Here is a 16,027-nt window from a genome sequence, read left to right as displayed (position 1 = left end):
GCGCGCCTTCGCTTCGCGAGGGCGGGTCTTTCTTCAGGGCCGGGGGCGCCAGCTTCAAACGATGGCGGGAAAGCCGCCGTTGTTCCAGATCATCCCGGGAGCGAGCCCGTCGGCGCTGGTGGGCAACTTCAAGAACATGCCTCCACCTCCTGCCAGGATTGTCCCCACCGGGCTTGCCTCATCGTCGAGGAACTGGGGCGTGTATCGGGACGCATTGGAATTGCTGGCGTAGGTACGGAAGCGAAACACGTCGCGGGGGCCTGTTCCCGACGTGTCGCTGGTCCGGATCGCGAACGCGCCGGCTTCTTCGCCCCAGGGTTGTGCTTGGCTGGAGGCTTTCGAGGTATAGCGTGGGGGCGCTGGAGTTCTGGATCGTGTGGTCGCCGCGATGAGTGGCTGCACGGATGCTGAAGCTGGCCGAATTGGCGTAACTCACGCAGAACTCTTCGACGGTCCCACTCATCTTGTAATTGTTGATGACAATGATCGGAGAGACGGGGCCGCTGCTGCGGGTGTAGTTGAGGCCGGTGGCCGCGTTCGTGGCGATGACATTGAGCCGCCCGACCAGGGCAAGGCCGAGGACGGGGCTTTTGGAGGCCAGCAGGCTGGTGGTCGCCATCGTGCGCTGGATAAGGGTGCTGCCATCCGCCTTGAGGTAGATCGTCACGATGCCCGCCGCGCTGACTGCGAAGTATTCGCCGTCGACAGTGGCCGCGAGGCCTTCTGCGATATCTGCCAGGGTCGGCCTGGTGAAAGCTTCGGCGATCCTGGCCGAGGTCCGCGAATCCTCGGCTCAGATCCTGGCGCTTTTGGAACCGAGATTGTCGGGCGCCGTGGCACCGGGGCCCAGGCTTGGGAGAGCCGCGCCATGTCGCCGGACTGGTTGGCCTGCCGCTTGGCCTCGGCGGTATTCTCGCCGGAACAGACGAGTGTGCGGTCATCCGTCTGGGCGACAACCGCCAGTTGCCCTTCGTCGGCTGTGAAGACGATGCTCATGATGTCGGAGCCCCTTGCGAATGGTAAAGTTGCCGAAGCACAGCACGCGGGGCGATTCGCCTTCGGGCGTTACGTAGAGCGTTTGGTGCAGCGTGAGCGGCGCTGCGCCCGAGACGGGATCGGCCCAGGCCTCGAATGTGGCCCGGTTGATCTGGGGGCGGATCGTTGTGCCGCCTGTCGCATTGCCGGTTGAAGGGGGCAGATAGCCCGCCTCGAAGGTGGCGTTCGCGCTCTGTTTACCTTGAGGGGCATTGGTCAGCGTGATGGCATGCGGCTGCTGCAGGTGACGGGCGCTGGAAGATGGCATGCCGTCATCGGGAGGGCCGATTGGACCTTGCGGGCCTGTTCGCTTTTTGATCTATATCTTGGCCGCCGTGTCAAGGCTTCTCGCGTTCGGGAAGTTAAATGCCCGGTGCTCGCGGCGTCCGGGCTGATGCAATGGCTCCAGATATGGAGGATGATGCAACAGCCTCAGGCTGCCGCGATCATGCAGATGCGACTCGCCGCCCGGCCGGCCCGTTCATGGCCCCGAGCGGCGAGCGAGACGTGTGCGCGGGATCAGGCGGAGAGCGTCACTTCCAGCGTGATCTCACAGGAAAGGAGCTTGGAAATCGGACAGTTGGCCTTGGTGCCCGCGGTGATTTCCTCGAGCTGTGACTTGTCGATGCCGGGGACCTTCGCGCTTAGCGAAAGGGCGCTCTTGGACACCTTGAACCCGTCGCCGTCCTTCTCGAGCGTGACTTCGCAGGTCGTTTCCAGGGTACCGTCGTTAAAGCCTTCACCTGCCAGGGCGAAGCTTGTGGCCATCGTGAAACACGAGGCATGCGCGGCGGCGATCTGCTCTTCGGGGTTCGTGCCGGCGGCGTCCTCGAAACGCGTCTGGAAACCGTACGGCGCGTCGAGCGCGCCCGATTTCGTGGCGACATGGCCCTTGCCGTCTTTACCAAGACCTTCGTAGCGGGCTGTGGCGGTGTTGACGCTCATCTGGGGCATTCCTTCCTTTGCTGGGTGGTTGTCTGTCAAGCGCGTGAAGGCGGCACGTAGTTCCCCAAATCCCGGATTCGAACACGGAACTTGTTGCGCTGCAGCATGGTTTGGGAGGATACTCGCCTGCTTACCAAGGAGTCGTCCCAATGCCCGCTGCCAAGTCCACTTCACATGCCCCGTCGTCCGCGGCACTGCACTGGCTGCAACTGGCCGGTGAGGCCTGGTGGATGTGGGCGGAGGCCTCCAGCGTCATTGCCATGCGCACCGCGCTCATCGCCTTCGAACGGCCGGGGCACGGGCGCGAGGCGGAGCGGATGGTGATCGAGAAGCTGGCGGCCGCCTTCAGCCTTTCGCAGCGTCTCGTGCAAGCAGGGCCGATGGCGCCGGAACAGGTGATGCAGACGATGCTGGCGGTCTATTCGCCGCGCGTGGCGGCCAACCGCAGGCGCCTGACGCGGCGCCTGCAGCGGGGGCATGGCCGCGTCAGGACCGCTTCTTGACGAACTCGGCGCGCAGGACCAGGCCCTTGATGCCCGGATACTTGCAGTCGATTTCCTGGGCATCGCCGGTGAGCCGGATCGCGGGGATGAGCGTGCCGCGCTTCAGCGTCTGGCCTGCGCCCTTGACGTCGAGATCCTTGACGAGCGTGACGGCATCGCCATCGGCCAGCAGGTTTCCCACGGCATCGCGCACCTCCACGGCGTCCTGCGCCGCGCGCTTGGCCGCCAGTTCGCTGGCGGGCATCCACTCGCCGCTCTCTTCATCGTACACGTAGTCTTCGTCGTCGCTCATGCAGGATCCTCCGGGCAAGGCTCCGGCCATGGCAGAGTGGGCGGCAAATTGGGAGCGTAAAACGTGGGGCGCAGGTTGCGAAGCAGGGACAGGAGAGAGGGACACGTCGCTCCTGTCCCCGCTCCGCGCTCCTGCGGCCCGAAAGCCAACAGGAGCGGTCACGCCGGACCGTGCGAGGCGGAATCGAAAAGGCTCGACGCACTCGCATGAAAACTCGGGGCCTCTTGGGAAAGGCCGTGGGGCAGATCGTAAGGGACCTCGTCGCATCGACAAAAACGCCCTTCACGGTGCCCGCCTGCTGGATAGCGATCCCGCTGGCTGCCCGGCCCCTCTAGCACTCATGCGTCGGGCCGCAAGGGAAGAGGTCTTCGCGTTGTTGCAAATTGTTCACATGCTCAAATAGAATTTGATTGCAGCTGTTTAGCCAGGCTTTCGCGGCACGTTTCGGCGTGCGCCTTGCCGGGCGCGTTGTCGGTTTGGTTCCAAGGTAAAACGGGCTAGATGCGCACGGAGACAGTCCCGGCCTATGCAAGGAGAAAAGCGCCCCGATGACCGACCATTCCAGCGAACTGGCCATCCGTGCGCGCCGTGCGGCCTTCAATACCGCGATTCGCGAAGGTGATGCCACGACGATCGGGCCGATTCTCGCGCGCGACTGTGTGATGCTCACGGGCACCGACAGCGCGGTCATTGCCGGCCGCATGGCGCAGGTGAAGGTATGGAAGCGCGACTTCGCGAGCCCGGGTCGGTTGGTCTACGCGCGGCTTCCCGATCGGATCGAGGTATCCGCAATCGAGCCCATCGCGATGGAATACGGGGGCTGGAACGGGACTGTGGCTGGCGCTGATGCGCCGGCGGCTTCGGGGAGCTACGTTGCGAAGTGGCGCGAGGGGCCCGGCGGCTGGGTGATCGAGGCGGAAATCTTTCTTACCCTGGCTTAACGCTGTGCCGTAACCATCGATCTCCGCGTCATACCTCATTCACACGATGCCGCGAGGAAAAGTGCGTAGTCCGAGATTTACGCCTCGAAGGCATTTCGATCCTATCGTGGCATAGAGGGAATTTACGCAAGGAGGAGACGCCGAGATGCTGAGCCGAAGTGGGGCATCCCCGACACTGGCACCATGCTGGTACACGCGTCGCCACGTTCCGGCCGGAGCGCGAAGCCGCGATGCCGACGGGGTCGTGACCTGCACCTGCCGTCACTGCGGCCGTCGTATCCGCTCGCGCGAACGCGGCCAGTGGGACCTGGCGGAGGGCGTTGATCTCGATGCCTTGCAGGAGCGGTCCCGGACCGGGCACTTCTGCGTGGTCGATACGCTCGATGGCATGGTTATCGCGCGCTATCCCATTGCGATGGATGCCGATGAGGCGTGGATCCGCACCAAGATGCAGGAAATCAGCGCCGAGTACGATGTCCCCGCGTCTGGCGGAGAACTCCAGATCCGGATCGTCCCCGGCCGTCGCGACTCCCGCCTGAAGCACTGATCCAGGACTGCGTGGCCCGGGATGGCCGCGATCAGTTCAGCGCATTCTCGGCATCGCGGACCGCCTGGGCGGCTTCCTGTGCGCGGCGCGCTGCGTCATCGAGCGTCGGATTTATCGCCCCCGAGCGGCTCTCTGATCGTTCGGGGCGCGGAGCCTGTGCGTAGGGTGCCGTCGAGGCAGGAGCGGAGCGGTCCGCTGGTGACGGGAACAACCAGTCCGGCAACTCGTGCGGCCCTGCGGCATTCATCTCATTATCGCTGGCATCCCCAGGCAAGGTCTCGGGCGCCTGGTAGATTTCATCAGGAGTTGGCCTCGCCTCGCGCATATCGACGAACGGTTCCTGGTGGCCGGGTGCCTGGCCGATGGTATCCGGTTCGTCTGCGTCGTAGCGTCGCAGTGAGCGGCCAAGGTCGCTGCTGATCAGCGCTCCACCAAGAAAGGCGAGACCGGCAATCGCCAGGAACCAGGTCAGTACGCGCATTGCCCATCCATCTCGTGTCATGTTTGGCGCGCCTACATCCCTAGGCCGCCTGGGAGCTTCGTCATAACCGTAGTGGCGCGGACGCGCAAAGGGCGCCTTCCATCGGGAAGGCGCCCTTCACGCGCTGGCCTTGCAGCGAACGGGGTTGGGAGAGAGGAGGAAAGGTCCCGTTCGCGCGGCCTGCGATCAGTTCGCGGCAGCGAGGACGTTGTCGTGCAGGACTTCGTCCTTGGTGAAGCTGACGTAACGGTTGTTGTACATGCCGGTCACGCGGTCACCCTTGACGTAGAGACGGAAGGGGACGCGGCCTTCGGCCTTGCCTTCGATGACCGTGATCTTGCCCTTCTGTTGCGAGGTGTAGTCGTAATCGACACCCTCGTGCGAGAAGTTGCGGGCTTCGCTGGCCTGGGCCGCGGCGGGAAGAGCAACGGCGGCAACGGCAGCGGCGGTGAAAATCGTCTTGAACATGGCAAAATCCTTATGTGGTTGGGGTTGCAGGACTTGCCCTGGCACCTCTTGTCTTTGTTGCGATGCAGCATCCGCAGAATCGCCTCTGCGTGCAATGCAGATTTCGGAACCAAATGATGCATAAAGCGCAACAATGGTTCTAAATCTATGAGATCTAGCGTGAAACGACACTCGAGTTTTCATAACAGCGGTTGCTATGGCGGATTGATATTCGTGTGTCGGATAGAAATTTGCCCTCGCGCCTTTTTGCACTTCGCGGCCGGAGCAGGCAGAGGGGGCGCGAGAGCTCAGCTTGGAGGATCATCTGAAATGCGAATGTGTCGTGCGTATGTCGAACATGTCCTCGTGGGCGGTCTTGCCGCACTGATTCTTACAGGGTGTCAGTCGAACTCCGACTCGGTGCCCGGCGATGCTGATGATTCGCGTCCGTGGAGCGCCATCGCCCCGGATGAAACCGTGCAGGCCAGCGGAACCGAGCCGTTTTGGAGTGTACGGGTGGAAGGGGGGCAGATGATCTACACCGCGCCCGATCTGCCGGAAGGACAGCCGATCGCGGTCACGCGCTTTTCGGGGCGCGGTGGGCTGTCCTTCAGCGGGGAACTGGAAGGAGAAGTCTGGACGCTGGTCATCACGCAAGGGGAGTGCAGCGATGGCATGTCGGATCGCAGCTATCCGTTCACGGCAACCCTGGCCGACGGCGCCACGACACGCCAAGGCTGCGCCTGGAGCGCGGCAACTCCTTACCGCGATGCGAGCTGAGCTGTCTCGACCGGCTCTGCGGGGATATCCATGGCAACGGCTGGGGTGATTCCGGTGGGCGCGTCAACCTCGGTCCGCGTAGGGGTGAGATCCTGCGGACCCGGTTCGACATAGAAGCCGGGGCTGTCGAGCTGGAATGGGGCGCTGTACTTGTCGCGCCAGTCCGGGCCGATCGGAGCCTTCATCTGCGTAGGCATTACGGCACCGGTCAGGCCGCCAAGCAGGAACGAGGCCGACACGGCCAGGACCAGTGGCTTAGTATACGGCACGAAGTTTCTCCTTTGCCCCTTTCCGAAAAATTCAATGCCGCAGGGGCAAGATGGTTCCACCAGACATCGTTGGCCCGATGCGCCATGCGCCTTGTTTGTGCAGGAAAAATAGCAGTACTTCCCGGTTCGGGAATCTTATTGCATTGCAAAATATCTGTTTTTAAATCGAAAATTGCGCAATCTACTTTTCTTCAGCGGGTGATTCTGCTAGACGATGACTACGGGAAAAGAGGATGATCTCACGCCAAAGTCGGGACGTCTTCGGGAAGAGGATGCGTGTCATGAAGCAATTTCTGGCAATGCTTAACGCTGGCTTGATTGTATACGCCCTGTCGATGACGGGACGTTCCGAGCCGCTTCTGGATTTGTAGAGCTCGGGCGCACTGTTCACCCCCTGTGCGCCCACCCTGACCCCCGAGCGGACGATCTGGCGCTTTCGCCGATACGGACCGTCTGGCCCACGTGAGAACACGCCAACAGAAAAGGCGTGGGTCAGGTGATCCAGGTGGAAGAGGCAGATCGTCTCGGGGATGTGAAGCTGGAGGAGAAGCTGCGCGGCCCAGGGCCGTGCAGGCCGGTATGGTACCGACCACGAAGTCGGACCGACCAGAACGAATGGACCGCGCCTTGAACTGACGAACGGCGCAGGACACACGAACGGACACCGAGGGAGGGGAGACCGTGCAGGGCGCAAGCAGGCTCAAGACCTGCAGTGCCCTGCTATTTTTTTGTCCGCTTTGCGTCAGTCGCCCGGGGCCCACCCCGGCGTGGCGAGTTCGAACACCGAAAAATCGAAGCCGGGGGTGACGATGCAACTGACCAGCGTCCAGCCCGGCGCGCCGCGTGCGAGCGGCCAGGCTGCCTGCCAGTAGCCTTTGGGGACGCGCAGTTGCGGCGCCTCGCCATTGAGGATGTCGGTGCCCAGGATCTCTTGTCGTACCGGCCCGGCGTCGGTCTCGGACTGGGCCAGGGCGAGCGGGCTGCCAGCATGCCACAACCAGATCTCGTCCGCATCGAGCACCCGGTGCCAGTGCGAGCGCTGGTGCGCTTCGAGCAGGAAATGGATTGCTGTCGCACCCGGGCGCTCCCCGTCCGGGGCAGGCGCGCGCCAGGTCTCCTTGTACCAGCCGCCCTCAGGGTGCGGAATCAGGCCAAGGCGTTCGATCAGAGCTGCGGGGCTTGGAGGAGCGTGCATGCAGTGTCCTTGCGGTGGTCGGCAGGGGAGACCGCGAAGGATCGCTGATGTGGGCGCCAAGGGCAACCGGGCGCGTTACGATGGGGGCAAGCTGGGGTATTGCGGCTTTTTCCCGTAAATACCTTGGGTTCCGGTGAATTGGCTCTTGCGTGGGGCAGGGCGGCTGCGCCACCTTGGTCTTCTCCCCATTCCCACAAGGTGTTCCTCTATGTCCCGCCCTTCGCTGCTCGCCCTCGTCCTTGCCACCACCGTGACGTGGCCGGTGAGCGGGCTGGCGGCGTCATCGCCCGCCGAAGTCGCGGCCGCCGCGCTGCGCAACGCGCCAGTCTGGGACGGCCACAACGACGTGCCCGAGCAACTGCGCGAGCGGCGCCAGGACATCCTTGCCGGCTTCGACTTTGCCGACACGAGGACCACGGCCGATCCGGAAAACGGCAAGGGACCGATGCAGACCGACCTTGCACGCCTTCGTGAGGGCAAGGTCGGCGCTCAGTTCTGGTCGGTTTACGTCTCGGCCATGCTGAACGAGCAGCAGGCGGTGCAGGCGACGATGGAGCAGATCGACGTCATGAAGCGGATCATTGCCGCGCACCCGGACGAGATGATGTACGCGACCAGTTCAGCCGAGGTTGAAGCCGCGCGCAAGGCGGGCAAGATCGCCTCGCTCATCGGTATGGAGGGCGGGCATTCGATCGGCTCGTCGCTGGGCGTCGTACGCCAGATGTACGAACTGGGCGCACGCTATCTCACGCTGACCCACTTCAAGAACACCCCCTGGGCCGACAGCGCCACCGACGCGCCCGAACATGACGGGTTGACCGCTTTCGGCAAGGATCTCGTGCGGGAGATGCAGCGCATCGGCATGCTGGTCGATCTCAGCCATGTTTCCCCCAAGACCATGGCCGATGCGCTCGACGTGGCGCGCGCGCCGGTGATTTTCAGCCACTCGGGCGCGCAAGGTGTAGATGGTCACCCGCGCAACGTACCCGACACGATCCTCGAACGGATCAAGGCCAACGGCGGAATCGTGATGGTGAACTTCTACCCCAGCTACGTCAGCGAGGACCTGCGTCAGTGGCAGGCCAGCCGCCTGGGCGAGGCTGCGCGCCTGAAATCGCTCTATCCCAACGCGCCCGAGGCGGCTGAGGCGGGCATGGATAGCTGGATTTCCGCGCATCCCAAGCCGGTCGCGACCGTGGCGCAGATCGCCGATCACGTCGAGTACATCGCGAAGCGCATCGGCACGGACTACATCGGTCTCGGCGGCGACTTTGATGGTGGTTCGGTGGGCGTTGAGGGGATGCCCGATGTCTCCTCCTATCCGGCGCTCTTCACCGAACTGGCGCGGCGCGGATTTGCGCAAGACGACCTGGAGAAGATTTCCAGCCGCAACATGATGCGCGTCCTCAAGGCGGCCGAAGCCTATGCCAAGGCGCACACGAAGGATCCCGCTTTTGAATCGCCAACGGCATTCTGAGCGGGGTCGCAAGCACTCTGGGTTTTTCCCGCAGCCTCGTGTTTGAGGGGAGGCGGGGAGGCTTTAGGCCTTTTCCAGTTCCGAGGCGCTCTTGAGGACCTGCGCTCCGTCATCCTGTTCGATCAGGAAAGCGGGGTTGTCGGCGCTGGCGTTGCGCACGATCTCGCTGCCTTTGATGGTGCGGGTGACGCGGCTCTCAAAGCGCTCGGTGATCGTGCCGCTGGCGGAGCCATCCCCCCAGTTCCAGCGCACGCAGGTGCCTTTGTCGAAGTCGGTCGCCATCGGATTCAGGCCGCCTTGGCGGGGGCTTGCATCTCGCTTTGCGCATTGGCGCCGGAGGTGGAGGTTTCTTCCTCCTCGCCGGAGAGCAGCGCGCCGGTCATCCAGGCGAGCGAGAGGCCGATGATGGCAAGGGCGAGGCTGATGCCAAGGACGTAGCGCACGATATGAGGCGTGCTGCCGCCTCGTGCGGCGTCCTCGTCGATATGTGTTTCGGTAGGGGGGCGTTCCATGTCGCATCCTTTCCGCAGATATTGTGCTTATCTGGAGAGGAACGCGACATGTCGCCGATATGTTCCTGCGTGGCTCGCAGGCCGTGCGCGATCAGTCGCGCAGGAGGTCGTTGATGCCGGTCTTCGAGCGGGTCTGTGCGTCGACGGTCTTCACGATCACCGCGCAGTAGAGCGAGGGGCCGGGGGTGCCGTCGGGAAGCGGCTTGCCGGGCAGTGTGCCGGGCACGACGACCGAGAAGGGCGGAACGTAGCCGACGTGGACTTCACCGGTTGCACGGTTCACGATCTTGGTCGAGGCGCCGAGGTAGACACCCATCGAGAGCACCGCACCTTCACCCACGCGCACGCCTTCGGCCACTTCCGAACGCGCGCCGATGAAGCAGTTGTCCTCGATGATGACAGGGCCTGCCTGGAGCGGTTCGAGCACGCCGCCAATGCCCACGCCGCCCGAGATGTGGACATTCTTGCCAATCTGCGCGCACGAGCCGACGGTGGCCCAGGTGTCGACCATCGTGCCTTCGCCGACGTAGGCGCCCAGGTTCGTGAACGAGGGCATCAGCACCACGCCCTTGGCGATGTGCGCGCTGCGGCGAACGACCGCGCCCGGAACCACGCGGATGCCCGCGTCCCTGAAATCGGCTTCGGTCCAGCCGGTGAACTTGAGCGGCACCTTGTCGAACGCGGGCGCGCCGGCCGAGCCGTAGTCCATCGGCGCGTTGTCGTTCAGGCGGAACGAGAGGAGAACCGCCTTCTTCAGCCACTGGTTGACCTTCCAGCCGCCTTCGCCGTCGGGTTCGGCCACGCGCGCCTTGCCCGAATCGAGCAGGCCGAGCGCTTCATCAACGATCTTGCGCACGTCCTCGCTGGCAGGGGTCACGTTGGCGCGGTCTTCGAAGGCGGCTTCGATCGCGGTTTCGATATCGGACATCTGGAGTGTCTCCGGGAAAAGATGGGTTGTAGGTACGTTTCGGCGCTGCGCCTATCGCGGCGGGGCGCGCAGAACAAGAAAAAGGATTGTGCTTGGGGCGAGCGTGTTTGAATCTTTCGTCCAGCCCCGGAGCCAGGAGTCAGCCCAGTTCGTCGTCGGGCTCCATGAGGCCGCGTACGAAGCCGATGAGGCCGGTCTGGCGCGCGCGGCGCAGGCGCTCGGAAGCCAGGATCTGCTTTACCTTTGCAAAGCAGGCGTCGATGTCATCGTTGACCACGACGTAGTCATAGCCGTCCCAGTGGCTGATTTCCCAGCGGGCACGCTCCATGCGCGCGGCGATGACCTCGGCGCTGTCGGTGCCACGCCCTGTCAGGCGGCGGCGCAGCTCCTCGATGCTGGGGGGCAGCAGGAAGACGCGCACGACGTCGCGTTCCAGCTTCTGGTAAAGCTGCTGGGTGCCCTGCCAGTCGATGTCGAAGATATAGTCCTGTCCGGCCTTGAGCCCGGCCTTCACCTGCGCCTTGGGGGTCCCGTAACTCTTGCCGAAGACATGGGCCCATTCCAGGAACTCGCCATCTTCGGCCATGCGGTCGAACTGGTCCTGGCTGACGAAGTGGTAGTCCCGGCCATCGACCTCGCCCGGACGCGGCGCGCGGGTGGTGCACGAGACCGAGTTGCGGATATGCGGATCGCGTTCGAGCAGCATGCGCGAGATCGTCGTCTTGCCTGCGCCTGAAGGCGAAGAGAGGATCAGCATCAGGCCGCGCCGGTCGAGCGCGTTGCCTTCGTCATGGGCGGAACGGGTGGAGGAGGTGTCGCTGGGCATGCCTCCCGATGCCGCCAGACCTTGCGCAAATCAAGCGGAACCGGCCCGCGAACGGCGAAACCTCCACGGTTCGGGAAGGGAGGGAGGTGCGGGGGGGCGGGATCAGTCCTCGGCGCCGTCCTTGGCCATTTCCTCGATCCTGCTGGCGCCCGAGGCGGCGGCCTTGTGCTCTTTATGCCGGTCATACAAGGTCTTGGCGATGAGGCTGCCGCCCACCACCAGAGCTCCCGGGATCGAGCGCATGGCGACTTTGGCGATTGAGCGGTGCAGGAGCACCTGCGCCATCGAGCGACCGCGCAGGATCTGACGCGCCTTGCGCGGCGCATAGGCGCGGCCCAGAAGCGCGCGTTCCATCGCCTGACGCGCGATCATCGAGGTCGCGCGCAGGGCTATGTCGGCAATGGCGAGGTTGGTCGCGGGGTTCGGGCTGGGCCCCAGCACCCGCGCGGCAGGCAGCTTGGTATCCGCACGCTTGACGTAACGCAGGCCCGGGCTGAGCCCCGGGGTGACCTGCGCTTGCTGCGCGTCGACAGGCACAGGTGATGGCCGATCCACGTCCACCGTCAGCGGAGCGCTGGGTTCTGCCTTTTTCCTGCCTGCCATCGTGCGCGTTTCCATCCTAATGCGGCGACATGGCCGCTTCACGAAGTGCAGGCCGCCACGGGAGGGCCGACTACGACTTCTTGCCGAAATCCACAGAGACGACGTTCGAGCCGTCTTCGCTGGGGGTAACGCGCGAGGCAATGTCGCGTTCCATCGGGTCGTTCTCGGCAGGCAGCGTGTCGTCGAAGTCCTCGTCGCCTTCCATGGCCTGGAACTGGAGGCCGAAATCGACCGCCGGATCGACGAACGCGGTGATCGCCGAGAAGGGAATGTCGAGCTTGGAGGGCACCTGGTTGAAGCTGAGGCTGACCGTGAAGCTGTCGTCGCTGACGGACAGGTCCCAGAACTTGTTCTGCAGAACGATGGTCATCTCGTCCGGGAAGCGGGCCTTCAGTTCCGGGGGAATGGAAACTCCCGGAGCGCCCGTCTTGAACGTGATGTAGAAGTGGTGATTGCCGGGCAGGACGCCATTGGTGGCTTCGACCTGGCCCAGCACGCGTCCCACGACGGCGCGCAGGGCTTCCTGCACGATTTCATCGTAAGGGATCAGGCTATCGGGTGGCGTATCGTTCATCGCGCTCTAGGTGCGCATCGTTGGGCTTGGGGTCAAGCCACAATGGACTCATTTTTGCACCATTTCGTGCGCGCGCGCGTCGAAAATACAACTGGTAATATCCATCACGCAGCCGCTGGCCACACGGACGCAATTGGAAAGCGGGTGCGGACAACGCATGCGATTGATTCCCGCTCGCACAGGTTTATAGGACCTTTTCATGCGTACAGCCTCGATCACCCGCAAGACTCACGAGACCGACATCCATGTGGAGGTCAATCTCGACGGCACCGGCCATTACGATGTCACGACCGGCATCGGTTTTCTCGATCACATGATCGAGCAGTTCTCGCGCCATTCGCTGATCGACATCACCTGCCGCATCAAGGGCGATCTGCACGTCGATCAGCACCACACGACCGAGGACAGTGCCATCGCTATCGGCCAGGCCATCTCCGAGGCGCTGGGCGACAAGGCGGGCATCGGTCGCTACGGCGACGTCAATTCGCCGATGGACGAGGCGCTCAGCCGCGTTTCGCTCGATATCTCGGGGCGTCCCTATCTGGTCTGGAAGGCGGGCTTCACGCAGGACAAGCTGGGCGAATTCGACACCGAGATGGTTGAGCACTGGTTCCACTCGATCGCGCAGGCGGTTGGCATCACGCTCCACATCGAACTGCTCTACGGCACCAACAACCATCACATCTGCGAAGGCATCTTCAAGGGCTTCGCGCGCGCCATGCGCACCGCGGTCGAGCTCGACCCGCGCAAGGGCGGGGCGGTTCCCTCGACCAAGGGGATCCTCGGGGCCAAGTCGCTCTGATGGCCGAGAAGCTGGCCCTCATCGATTACGGCGCGGGCAACCTGCAATCGGTCGCCAATGCGCTCAAAGCCGCCGGTGCCGAAAAGGTCACGATTACCGCGGACCCCATGTTCGTGCGCACGGCCGACCGCATCGTGCTGCCGGGCGTGGGGGCGTTCAAGTCCTGCGCCGATGCGCTCTGGGCAATTCCCGGCATGGTCGATGCCCTGCACGAGCGGGTGCAGATTGGCGGCGCGCCGTTCCTGGGCATTTGCGTGGGCATGCAGCTGCTCGCCTCGCGCGGGCTTGAATTCGGCACGACGCCCGGGCTTGACTGGATTGCGGGCGAGGTGCGCCGGATCGAGCGCGATGAGCCGGCCATCAAGGTCCCGCATATGGGCTGGAACGATGTCGGCGTGGGCCGCCACGATCCCGCGCAGGGACTGATAGCCGCCGGTGAAGCCTACTTCCTGCACTCCTACCACTTCGTCCCGGACGAGGGCCATGTGATTGCCGCGATGACCGACCATGGCGGCGGCCTGGTTGCGGCGGTCGCGCAGGACAACGTCGTGGGCGTGCAGTTCCATCCCGAAAAGAGCCAGGCCTACGGCCTTGCCCTCCTGACCCGATTCCTCGACTGGAAGCCCTGACATGATCGTTTTTCCCGCCATCGACCTCAAGCAAGGTCAGGTCGTGCGTCTCGCCGAGGGCGACATGGCCCGCGCCACCGTCTACGGCGACAACCCGGCCGCGCAGGCCGCGCTCTTTGCCGAGGCCGGTTCGCAGTTCCTTCACGTCGTCGATCTCGACGGCTCCTTCGCGGGCAAGGCGGAAAACCGTGAGGCGGTCGAGGCCATTCTCGAGGCCTTCGAGGGCCATGTGCAGCTGGGCGGCGGCATCCGCACGCCCGAGGCTGTCGCCGGCTGGTTCAACCTCGGCGTCAGCCGCGTCGTCATGGGTACTGCGGCGCTCAAGGACCCTCAGTTCGTCAAGGATATGGCGCGCGAATACCCGGGCGGCATCGTTGTCGCGGTCGACGCGCGCGATGGCATGGTCGCGACCGAGGGCTGGGCCGATGTCTCTGACGTATCGGTCGTGGATCTGGCCCGCCGCTTCGAGGATGCAGGCGTCGCCTCGCTGCTTTTCACCGACATCGGCCGCGATGGCATGCTCAAGGGCTGCAACGTGCAGGCAACCGTGGATCTGGCCCGCCAGACCGACATGCCGGTGATCGCGAGTGGCGGCGTGAAGGGGCTCGACGACATCCGCATGCTCAAGCTGCATGAGAACGACGGCATCGAGGGCGTCATTACAGGACGTGCGCTCTACGATGGGCGCCTCGATCTCGCTGCGGCGCTGCAGATGGCGGAAAGGGACTGAACCCATGACCGTACGCGTCCGTGTCATTCCCTGCCTCGACGTGGCCGAGGGCCGCGTGGTCAAGGGCGTCAACTTCGTCGACCTCAAGGACGCAGGGGATCCGGTCGAGCAGGCGCGCGCTTATGATGCCGCCGGAGCCGACGAATTGTGCTTCCTCGACATTTCGGCCAGCCACGAGGGACGGGGCACGCTCCTCGACATCGTGCGCCGCACCGCCGAGGTATGCTTCATGCCGCTGACCGTGGGCGGAGGCGTACGCACGGCCGAGGACGCACGCGCGCTGCTGCTCGCGGGCGCTGACAAGGTGGCGGTCAATTCGGCTGCGGTCGCGCGGCCCGAAGTCGTCTCGGACATCGCCGCGCGCTTTGGCGCGCAGTGCATCGTCGCCTCGGTCGATGCGCGCCGCGTCGATGACGGCACCGGCCCCAAGCGCTGGGAGATCTTCACCCACGGCGGACGTCGCCCGACCGGCATCGACGCGCTGGAGCACGCCGCGAAGCTGGCAGGCCTTGGCGCGGGCGAACTGCTCGTCACCTCGATGGACGGGGACGGTACAAAGAAGGGCTACGACCTCGACCTGACCCGCGCAATTGCCGACAACGTGTCCGTGCCGGTCGTTGCAAGCGGGGGCGTGGGCAATCTCGATCATCTCGTCGAGGGCGTTACCAAGGGGCATGCGAGCGCGGTCCTGGCCGCTTCGATTTTTCACTTCGGCACCCATTCGATTGCCGAGGCCCACGCGGCGCTGCGGGCAGCCGGGCTCCCGGCACGAGGGCAGTCGCTCCACCATGGTTGAGGCGTCGCGCCGCCGGACGGTCCAGGTCTCAATCGGCGTGGCTCATATCAAGACAGGCACGTATTCAGGGCTTGAGACAGGCCTCGCTTAAGGGAATGGCCAAGGTTACTAGGTGCTCCAGTCTGGAGAGGGCGATGCTGTTCCAGGTCTTGTGCGTGGCCCTTGTCGGAGCTTTGCTAGGCGCGCTTCCGGCACATGCGGCGGACGGCATGAGCCTGCCCGAACCGAGCGGACTTTTCCTTTTGGGGCTGGGCGTTGCCGGGGTGATGCTGGGGCGTCGTTTTGCACGCCGTCGCGAGCAGGACTGAGACGGTCCCGACAGCGGGCTTGACCGCCGCCGCCGCGCACCGCATGGCAGGCGGACCATGAGCGCACCCGATACACCATCCGATACCTTGGCCCGCCTTGAAGCCACCATCGCGCAGCGTCGCCAGGCCGACCCATCGTCGAGCTATGTCGCCAAGCTCAACGCCAAGGGCCTCAAGAAGATCGCCCAGAAGGTCGGCGAAGAGGGCACCGAGACGGTCATTGCCGCGCTTGCCGAGGACGAGGCTGCGCTGGTGGGCGAGGCGGCCGATCTGATCTTCCACCTCATGGTCCTGCTCAACGCCAAGGGTGTGCCGCTTGCCGATGTCCTTGCCGAACTCGACCGCCGCGAGGGCGTGTCGGGCATCGCCGAGAAAGCCGCGCGCCCCAGGGACTGAGCCCCTTCACG

25 protein-coding genes are annotated in these 16,027 nt (G+C 64.3%); 11 read left to right on the top strand and 14 right to left on the bottom strand.

Annotated features, from left to right (window positions below):
• Positions 1–178: 178 nt before the first annotated feature.
• The 3 genes from FMM79_RS18380 to FMM79_RS18370 all read right to left on the bottom strand — a co-directional run bounded on the left by FMM79_RS18380 (position 179) and on the right by FMM79_RS18370 (position 1,980).
• Positions 179–667: a hypothetical protein gene (locus tag FMM79_RS18380; RefSeq protein WP_148628891.1), complete on the bottom strand. Its 489-nt coding sequence runs from the start codon at positions 665–667 to the stop codon at positions 179–181.
• Positions 668–937: 270 nt separating this feature from the next.
• Positions 938–1,303: a hypothetical protein gene (locus FMM79_RS18375; protein WP_148628890.1), complete on the bottom strand. Its 366-nt coding sequence runs from the start codon at positions 1,301–1,303 to the stop codon at positions 938–940.
• Positions 1,304–1,554: 251 nt separating this feature from the next.
• Entirely contained in the window at positions 1,555–1,980 is a 426-nt protein-coding gene (locus tag FMM79_RS18370) for an OsmC family protein (protein WP_148628889.1), read from the bottom strand.
• 149 nt (positions 1,981–2,129) lie between these two features.
• Here FMM79_RS18370 and FMM79_RS18365 point away from each other — a divergent pair, with 149 nt between their 5' ends.
• Positions 2,130–2,483, top strand: coding sequence for a hypothetical protein (locus tag FMM79_RS18365; RefSeq protein ID WP_148628888.1), 354 nt, complete (start codon positions 2,130–2,132; stop codon positions 2,481–2,483).
• Here the strand turns inward: FMM79_RS18365 and FMM79_RS18360 are convergent.
• Positions 2,467–2,775, bottom strand: a complete 309-nt coding sequence (locus FMM79_RS18360; RefSeq protein ID WP_148628887.1) for an alkylphosphonate utilization protein — start codon at positions 2,773–2,775, stop codon at positions 2,467–2,469. The genes FMM79_RS18365 and FMM79_RS18360 overlap by 17 nt on opposite strands.
• A gap of 548 nt (positions 2,776–3,323) precedes the next feature.
• Between FMM79_RS18360 and FMM79_RS18355 the strand changes: the two genes are divergently transcribed.
• Entirely contained in the window at positions 3,324–3,716 is a 393-nt protein-coding gene (locus FMM79_RS18355) for a DUF4440 domain-containing protein (RefSeq protein ID WP_148628886.1), read from the top strand.
• 145 nt (positions 3,717–3,861) lie between these two features.
• Positions 3,862–4,263, top strand: coding sequence for a hypothetical protein (locus FMM79_RS18350; protein WP_148628885.1), 402 nt, complete (start codon positions 3,862–3,864; stop codon positions 4,261–4,263).
• Between the two features lie 31 nt (positions 4,264–4,294).
• On the opposite strand, the gene FMM79_RS18345 is transcribed toward FMM79_RS18350, so the two are convergent.
• Positions 4,295–4,744: a hypothetical protein gene (locus FMM79_RS18345; protein ID WP_162528547.1), complete on the bottom strand. Its 450-nt coding sequence runs from the start codon at positions 4,742–4,744 to the stop codon at positions 4,295–4,297.
• A gap of 186 nt (positions 4,745–4,930) precedes the next feature.
• Positions 4,931–5,212, bottom strand: coding sequence for a hypothetical protein (locus FMM79_RS18340; protein ID WP_148628883.1), 282 nt, complete (start codon positions 5,210–5,212; stop codon positions 4,931–4,933).
• A 315-nt stretch (positions 5,213–5,527) separates the two neighbouring features.
• Here FMM79_RS18340 and FMM79_RS18335 point away from each other — a divergent pair, with 315 nt between their 5' ends.
• Positions 5,528–5,971 carry a COG3650 family protein gene (locus FMM79_RS18335; protein ID WP_148629003.1) on the top strand — a complete coding sequence of 148 codons (444 nt, stop codon included), beginning with the start codon at positions 5,528–5,530 and terminating at the stop codon, positions 5,969–5,971.
• On the opposite strand, the gene FMM79_RS18330 is transcribed toward FMM79_RS18335, so the two are convergent.
• Both FMM79_RS18330 and FMM79_RS18325 read right to left on the bottom strand, forming a co-directional pair.
• A complete protein-coding gene (locus FMM79_RS18330; RefSeq protein WP_148628882.1) occupies positions 5,953–6,240 on the bottom strand; it encodes a hypothetical protein in 288 nt (95 codons plus the stop codon). The two genes, FMM79_RS18335 and FMM79_RS18330, sit on opposite strands and share 19 nt — an antisense overlap.
• Positions 6,241–6,982: 742 nt before the next feature.
• The gene (locus FMM79_RS18325) at positions 6,983–7,435 is read right to left on the bottom strand and encodes a cupin domain-containing protein (RefSeq protein WP_148628881.1); all 453 of its coding nucleotides are present in this window, start codon (positions 7,433–7,435) and stop codon (positions 6,983–6,985) included.
• Positions 7,436–7,643: 208 nt separating this feature from the next.
• Between FMM79_RS18325 and FMM79_RS18320 the strand changes: the two genes are divergently transcribed.
• Positions 7,644–8,912 carry a dipeptidase gene (locus tag FMM79_RS18320; RefSeq protein ID WP_148628880.1) on the top strand — a complete coding sequence of 423 codons (1,269 nt, stop codon included), beginning with the start codon at positions 7,644–7,646 and terminating at the stop codon, positions 8,910–8,912.
• A gap of 63 nt (positions 8,913–8,975) precedes the next feature.
• Here the strand turns inward: FMM79_RS18320 and FMM79_RS18315 are convergent, their stop codons facing one another.
• The 6 genes from FMM79_RS18315 to FMM79_RS18290 all read right to left on the bottom strand — a co-directional run bounded on the left by FMM79_RS18315 (position 8,976) and on the right by FMM79_RS18290 (position 12,355).
• Complete coding sequence (locus tag FMM79_RS18315; RefSeq protein WP_148628879.1) at positions 8,976–9,194, bottom strand: DUF2945 domain-containing protein; 219 nt, start codon at positions 9,192–9,194, stop codon at positions 8,976–8,978.
• A 5-nt stretch (positions 9,195–9,199) separates the two neighbouring features.
• Complete coding sequence (locus FMM79_RS18310; protein WP_148628878.1) at positions 9,200–9,424, bottom strand: hypothetical protein; 225 nt, start codon at positions 9,422–9,424, stop codon at positions 9,200–9,202.
• 91 nt (positions 9,425–9,515) lie between these two features.
• Entirely contained in the window at positions 9,516–10,352 is an 837-nt protein-coding gene (gene dapD / locus FMM79_RS18305; protein WP_148628877.1) for a 2,3,4,5-tetrahydropyridine-2,6-dicarboxylate N-succinyltransferase, read from the bottom strand.
• Between the two features lie 139 nt (positions 10,353–10,491).
• Positions 10,492–11,178 carry a guanylate kinase gene (gene gmk / locus FMM79_RS18300; RefSeq protein ID WP_148628876.1) on the bottom strand — a complete coding sequence of 229 codons (687 nt, stop codon included), beginning with the start codon at positions 11,176–11,178 and terminating at the stop codon, positions 10,492–10,494.
• 102 nt (positions 11,179–11,280) lie between these two features.
• Positions 11,281–11,781, bottom strand: coding sequence for a hypothetical protein (locus FMM79_RS18295; RefSeq protein ID WP_148628875.1), 501 nt, complete (start codon positions 11,779–11,781; stop codon positions 11,281–11,283).
• Positions 11,782–11,851: 70 nt separating this feature from the next.
• Complete coding sequence (locus FMM79_RS18290; RefSeq protein ID WP_148628874.1) at positions 11,852–12,355, bottom strand: SspB family protein; 504 nt, start codon at positions 12,353–12,355, stop codon at positions 11,852–11,854.
• A gap of 199 nt (positions 12,356–12,554) precedes the next feature.
• Between FMM79_RS18290 and hisB the strand changes: the two genes are divergently transcribed.
• The 6 genes from hisB (at position 12,555) to FMM79_RS18260 (ending at position 16,016) form a co-directional block, all read left to right on the top strand.
• A complete protein-coding gene (hisB, locus tag FMM79_RS18285) occupies positions 12,555–13,157 on the top strand; it encodes an imidazoleglycerol-phosphate dehydratase HisB (RefSeq protein WP_148628873.1) in 603 nt (200 codons plus the stop codon).
• Positions 13,157–13,786, top strand: a complete 630-nt coding sequence (gene hisH / locus FMM79_RS18280) for an imidazole glycerol phosphate synthase subunit HisH (RefSeq protein ID WP_148628872.1) — start codon at positions 13,157–13,159, stop codon at positions 13,784–13,786. Before hisB ends, hisH begins: the two co-directional genes overlap by 1 nt.
• 1 nt (position 13,787) lies before the next feature.
• On the top strand, positions 13,788–14,516 hold the full coding sequence (gene hisA, locus FMM79_RS18275; RefSeq protein WP_148628871.1) for a 1-(5-phosphoribosyl)-5-[(5-phosphoribosylamino)methylideneamino]imidazole-4-carboxamide isomerase: 729 nt from the start codon (positions 13,788–13,790) through the stop codon (positions 14,514–14,516).
• A gap of 4 nt (positions 14,517–14,520) precedes the next feature.
• Positions 14,521–15,312 carry an imidazole glycerol phosphate synthase subunit HisF gene (gene hisF, locus FMM79_RS18270; protein WP_148628870.1) on the top strand — a complete coding sequence of 264 codons (792 nt, stop codon included), beginning with the start codon at positions 14,521–14,523 and terminating at the stop codon, positions 15,310–15,312.
• Positions 15,313–15,446: 134 nt separating this feature from the next.
• Positions 15,447–15,620 carry a PEP-CTERM sorting domain-containing protein gene (locus tag FMM79_RS18265; protein ID WP_148628869.1) on the top strand — a complete coding sequence of 58 codons (174 nt, stop codon included), beginning with the start codon at positions 15,447–15,449 and terminating at the stop codon, positions 15,618–15,620.
• Between the two features lie 57 nt (positions 15,621–15,677).
• On the top strand, positions 15,678–16,016 hold the full coding sequence (locus tag FMM79_RS18260; protein ID WP_148628868.1) for a phosphoribosyl-ATP diphosphatase: 339 nt from the start codon (positions 15,678–15,680) through the stop codon (positions 16,014–16,016).
• Positions 16,017–16,027 lie beyond the last annotated feature (11 nt).

Source organism: Novosphingobium sp. BW1, assembly GCF_008107685.1.
Taxonomy (GTDB): Bacteria; Pseudomonadota; Alphaproteobacteria; order Sphingomonadales; family Sphingomonadaceae; genus Novosphingobium.
Note: the sequence above shows the minus strand (reverse complement) of the source record. Positions and strands in the feature narration are given on the sequence as shown.

Coding starts and splice junctions, on each gene's coding strand:
- FMM79_RS18375 (WP_148628890.1), bottom strand. CDS start 1,303: ATGCCATCTTCCAGCGCCCGTCACCTGCAGCAGCCGCATGCCATCACG.
- FMM79_RS18370 (WP_148628889.1), bottom strand. CDS start 1,980: ATGAGCGTCAACACCGCCACAGCCCGCTACGAAGGTCTTGGTAAAGAC.
- FMM79_RS18365 (WP_148628888.1), top strand. CDS start 2,130: ATGCCCGCTGCCAAGTCCACTTCACATGCCCCGTCGTCCGCGGCACTG.
- FMM79_RS18360 (WP_148628887.1), bottom strand. CDS start 2,775: ATGAGCGACGACGAAGACTACGTGTACGATGAAGAGAGCGGCGAGTGG.
- FMM79_RS18355 (WP_148628886.1), top strand. CDS start 3,324: ATGACCGACCATTCCAGCGAACTGGCCATCCGTGCGCGCCGTGCGGCC.
- FMM79_RS18350 (WP_148628885.1), top strand. CDS start 3,862: ATGCTGAGCCGAAGTGGGGCATCCCCGACACTGGCACCATGCTGGTAC.
- FMM79_RS18345 (WP_162528547.1), bottom strand. CDS start 4,744: ATGCGCGTACTGACCTGGTTCCTGGCGATTGCCGGTCTCGCCTTTCTT.
- FMM79_RS18340 (WP_148628883.1), bottom strand. CDS start 5,212: ATGTTCAAGACGATTTTCACCGCCGCTGCCGTTGCCGCCGTTGCTCTT.
- FMM79_RS18335 (WP_148629003.1), top strand. CDS start 5,528: ATGTGTCGTGCGTATGTCGAACATGTCCTCGTGGGCGGTCTTGCCGCA.
- FMM79_RS18325 (WP_148628881.1), bottom strand. CDS start 7,435: ATGCACGCTCCTCCAAGCCCCGCAGCTCTGATCGAACGCCTTGGCCTG.
- FMM79_RS18320 (WP_148628880.1), top strand. CDS start 7,644: ATGTCCCGCCCTTCGCTGCTCGCCCTCGTCCTTGCCACCACCGTGACG.
- FMM79_RS18315 (WP_148628879.1), bottom strand. CDS start 9,194: ATGGCGACCGACTTCGACAAAGGCACCTGCGTGCGCTGGAACTGGGGG.
- FMM79_RS18310 (WP_148628878.1), bottom strand. CDS start 9,424: ATGGAACGCCCCCCTACCGAAACACATATCGACGAGGACGCCGCACGA.
- dapD (WP_148628877.1), bottom strand. CDS start 10,352: ATGTCCGATATCGAAACCGCGATCGAAGCCGCCTTCGAAGACCGCGCC.
- gmk (WP_148628876.1), bottom strand. CDS start 11,178: ATGCCCAGCGACACCTCCTCCACCCGTTCCGCCCATGACGAAGGCAAC.
- FMM79_RS18295 (WP_148628875.1), bottom strand. CDS start 11,781: ATGGCAGGCAGGAAAAAGGCAGAACCCAGCGCTCCGCTGACGGTGGAC.
- FMM79_RS18290 (WP_148628874.1), bottom strand. CDS start 12,355: ATGAACGATACGCCACCCGATAGCCTGATCCCTTACGATGAAATCGTG.
- hisB (WP_148628873.1), top strand. CDS start 12,555: ATGCGTACAGCCTCGATCACCCGCAAGACTCACGAGACCGACATCCAT.
- hisH (WP_148628872.1), top strand. CDS start 13,157: ATGGCCGAGAAGCTGGCCCTCATCGATTACGGCGCGGGCAACCTGCAA.
- hisA (WP_148628871.1), top strand. CDS start 13,788: ATGATCGTTTTTCCCGCCATCGACCTCAAGCAAGGTCAGGTCGTGCGT.
- hisF (WP_148628870.1), top strand. CDS start 14,521: ATGACCGTACGCGTCCGTGTCATTCCCTGCCTCGACGTGGCCGAGGGC.
- FMM79_RS18265 (WP_148628869.1), top strand. CDS start 15,447: ATGCTGTTCCAGGTCTTGTGCGTGGCCCTTGTCGGAGCTTTGCTAGGC.
- FMM79_RS18260 (WP_148628868.1), top strand. CDS start 15,678: ATGAGCGCACCCGATACACCATCCGATACCTTGGCCCGCCTTGAAGCC.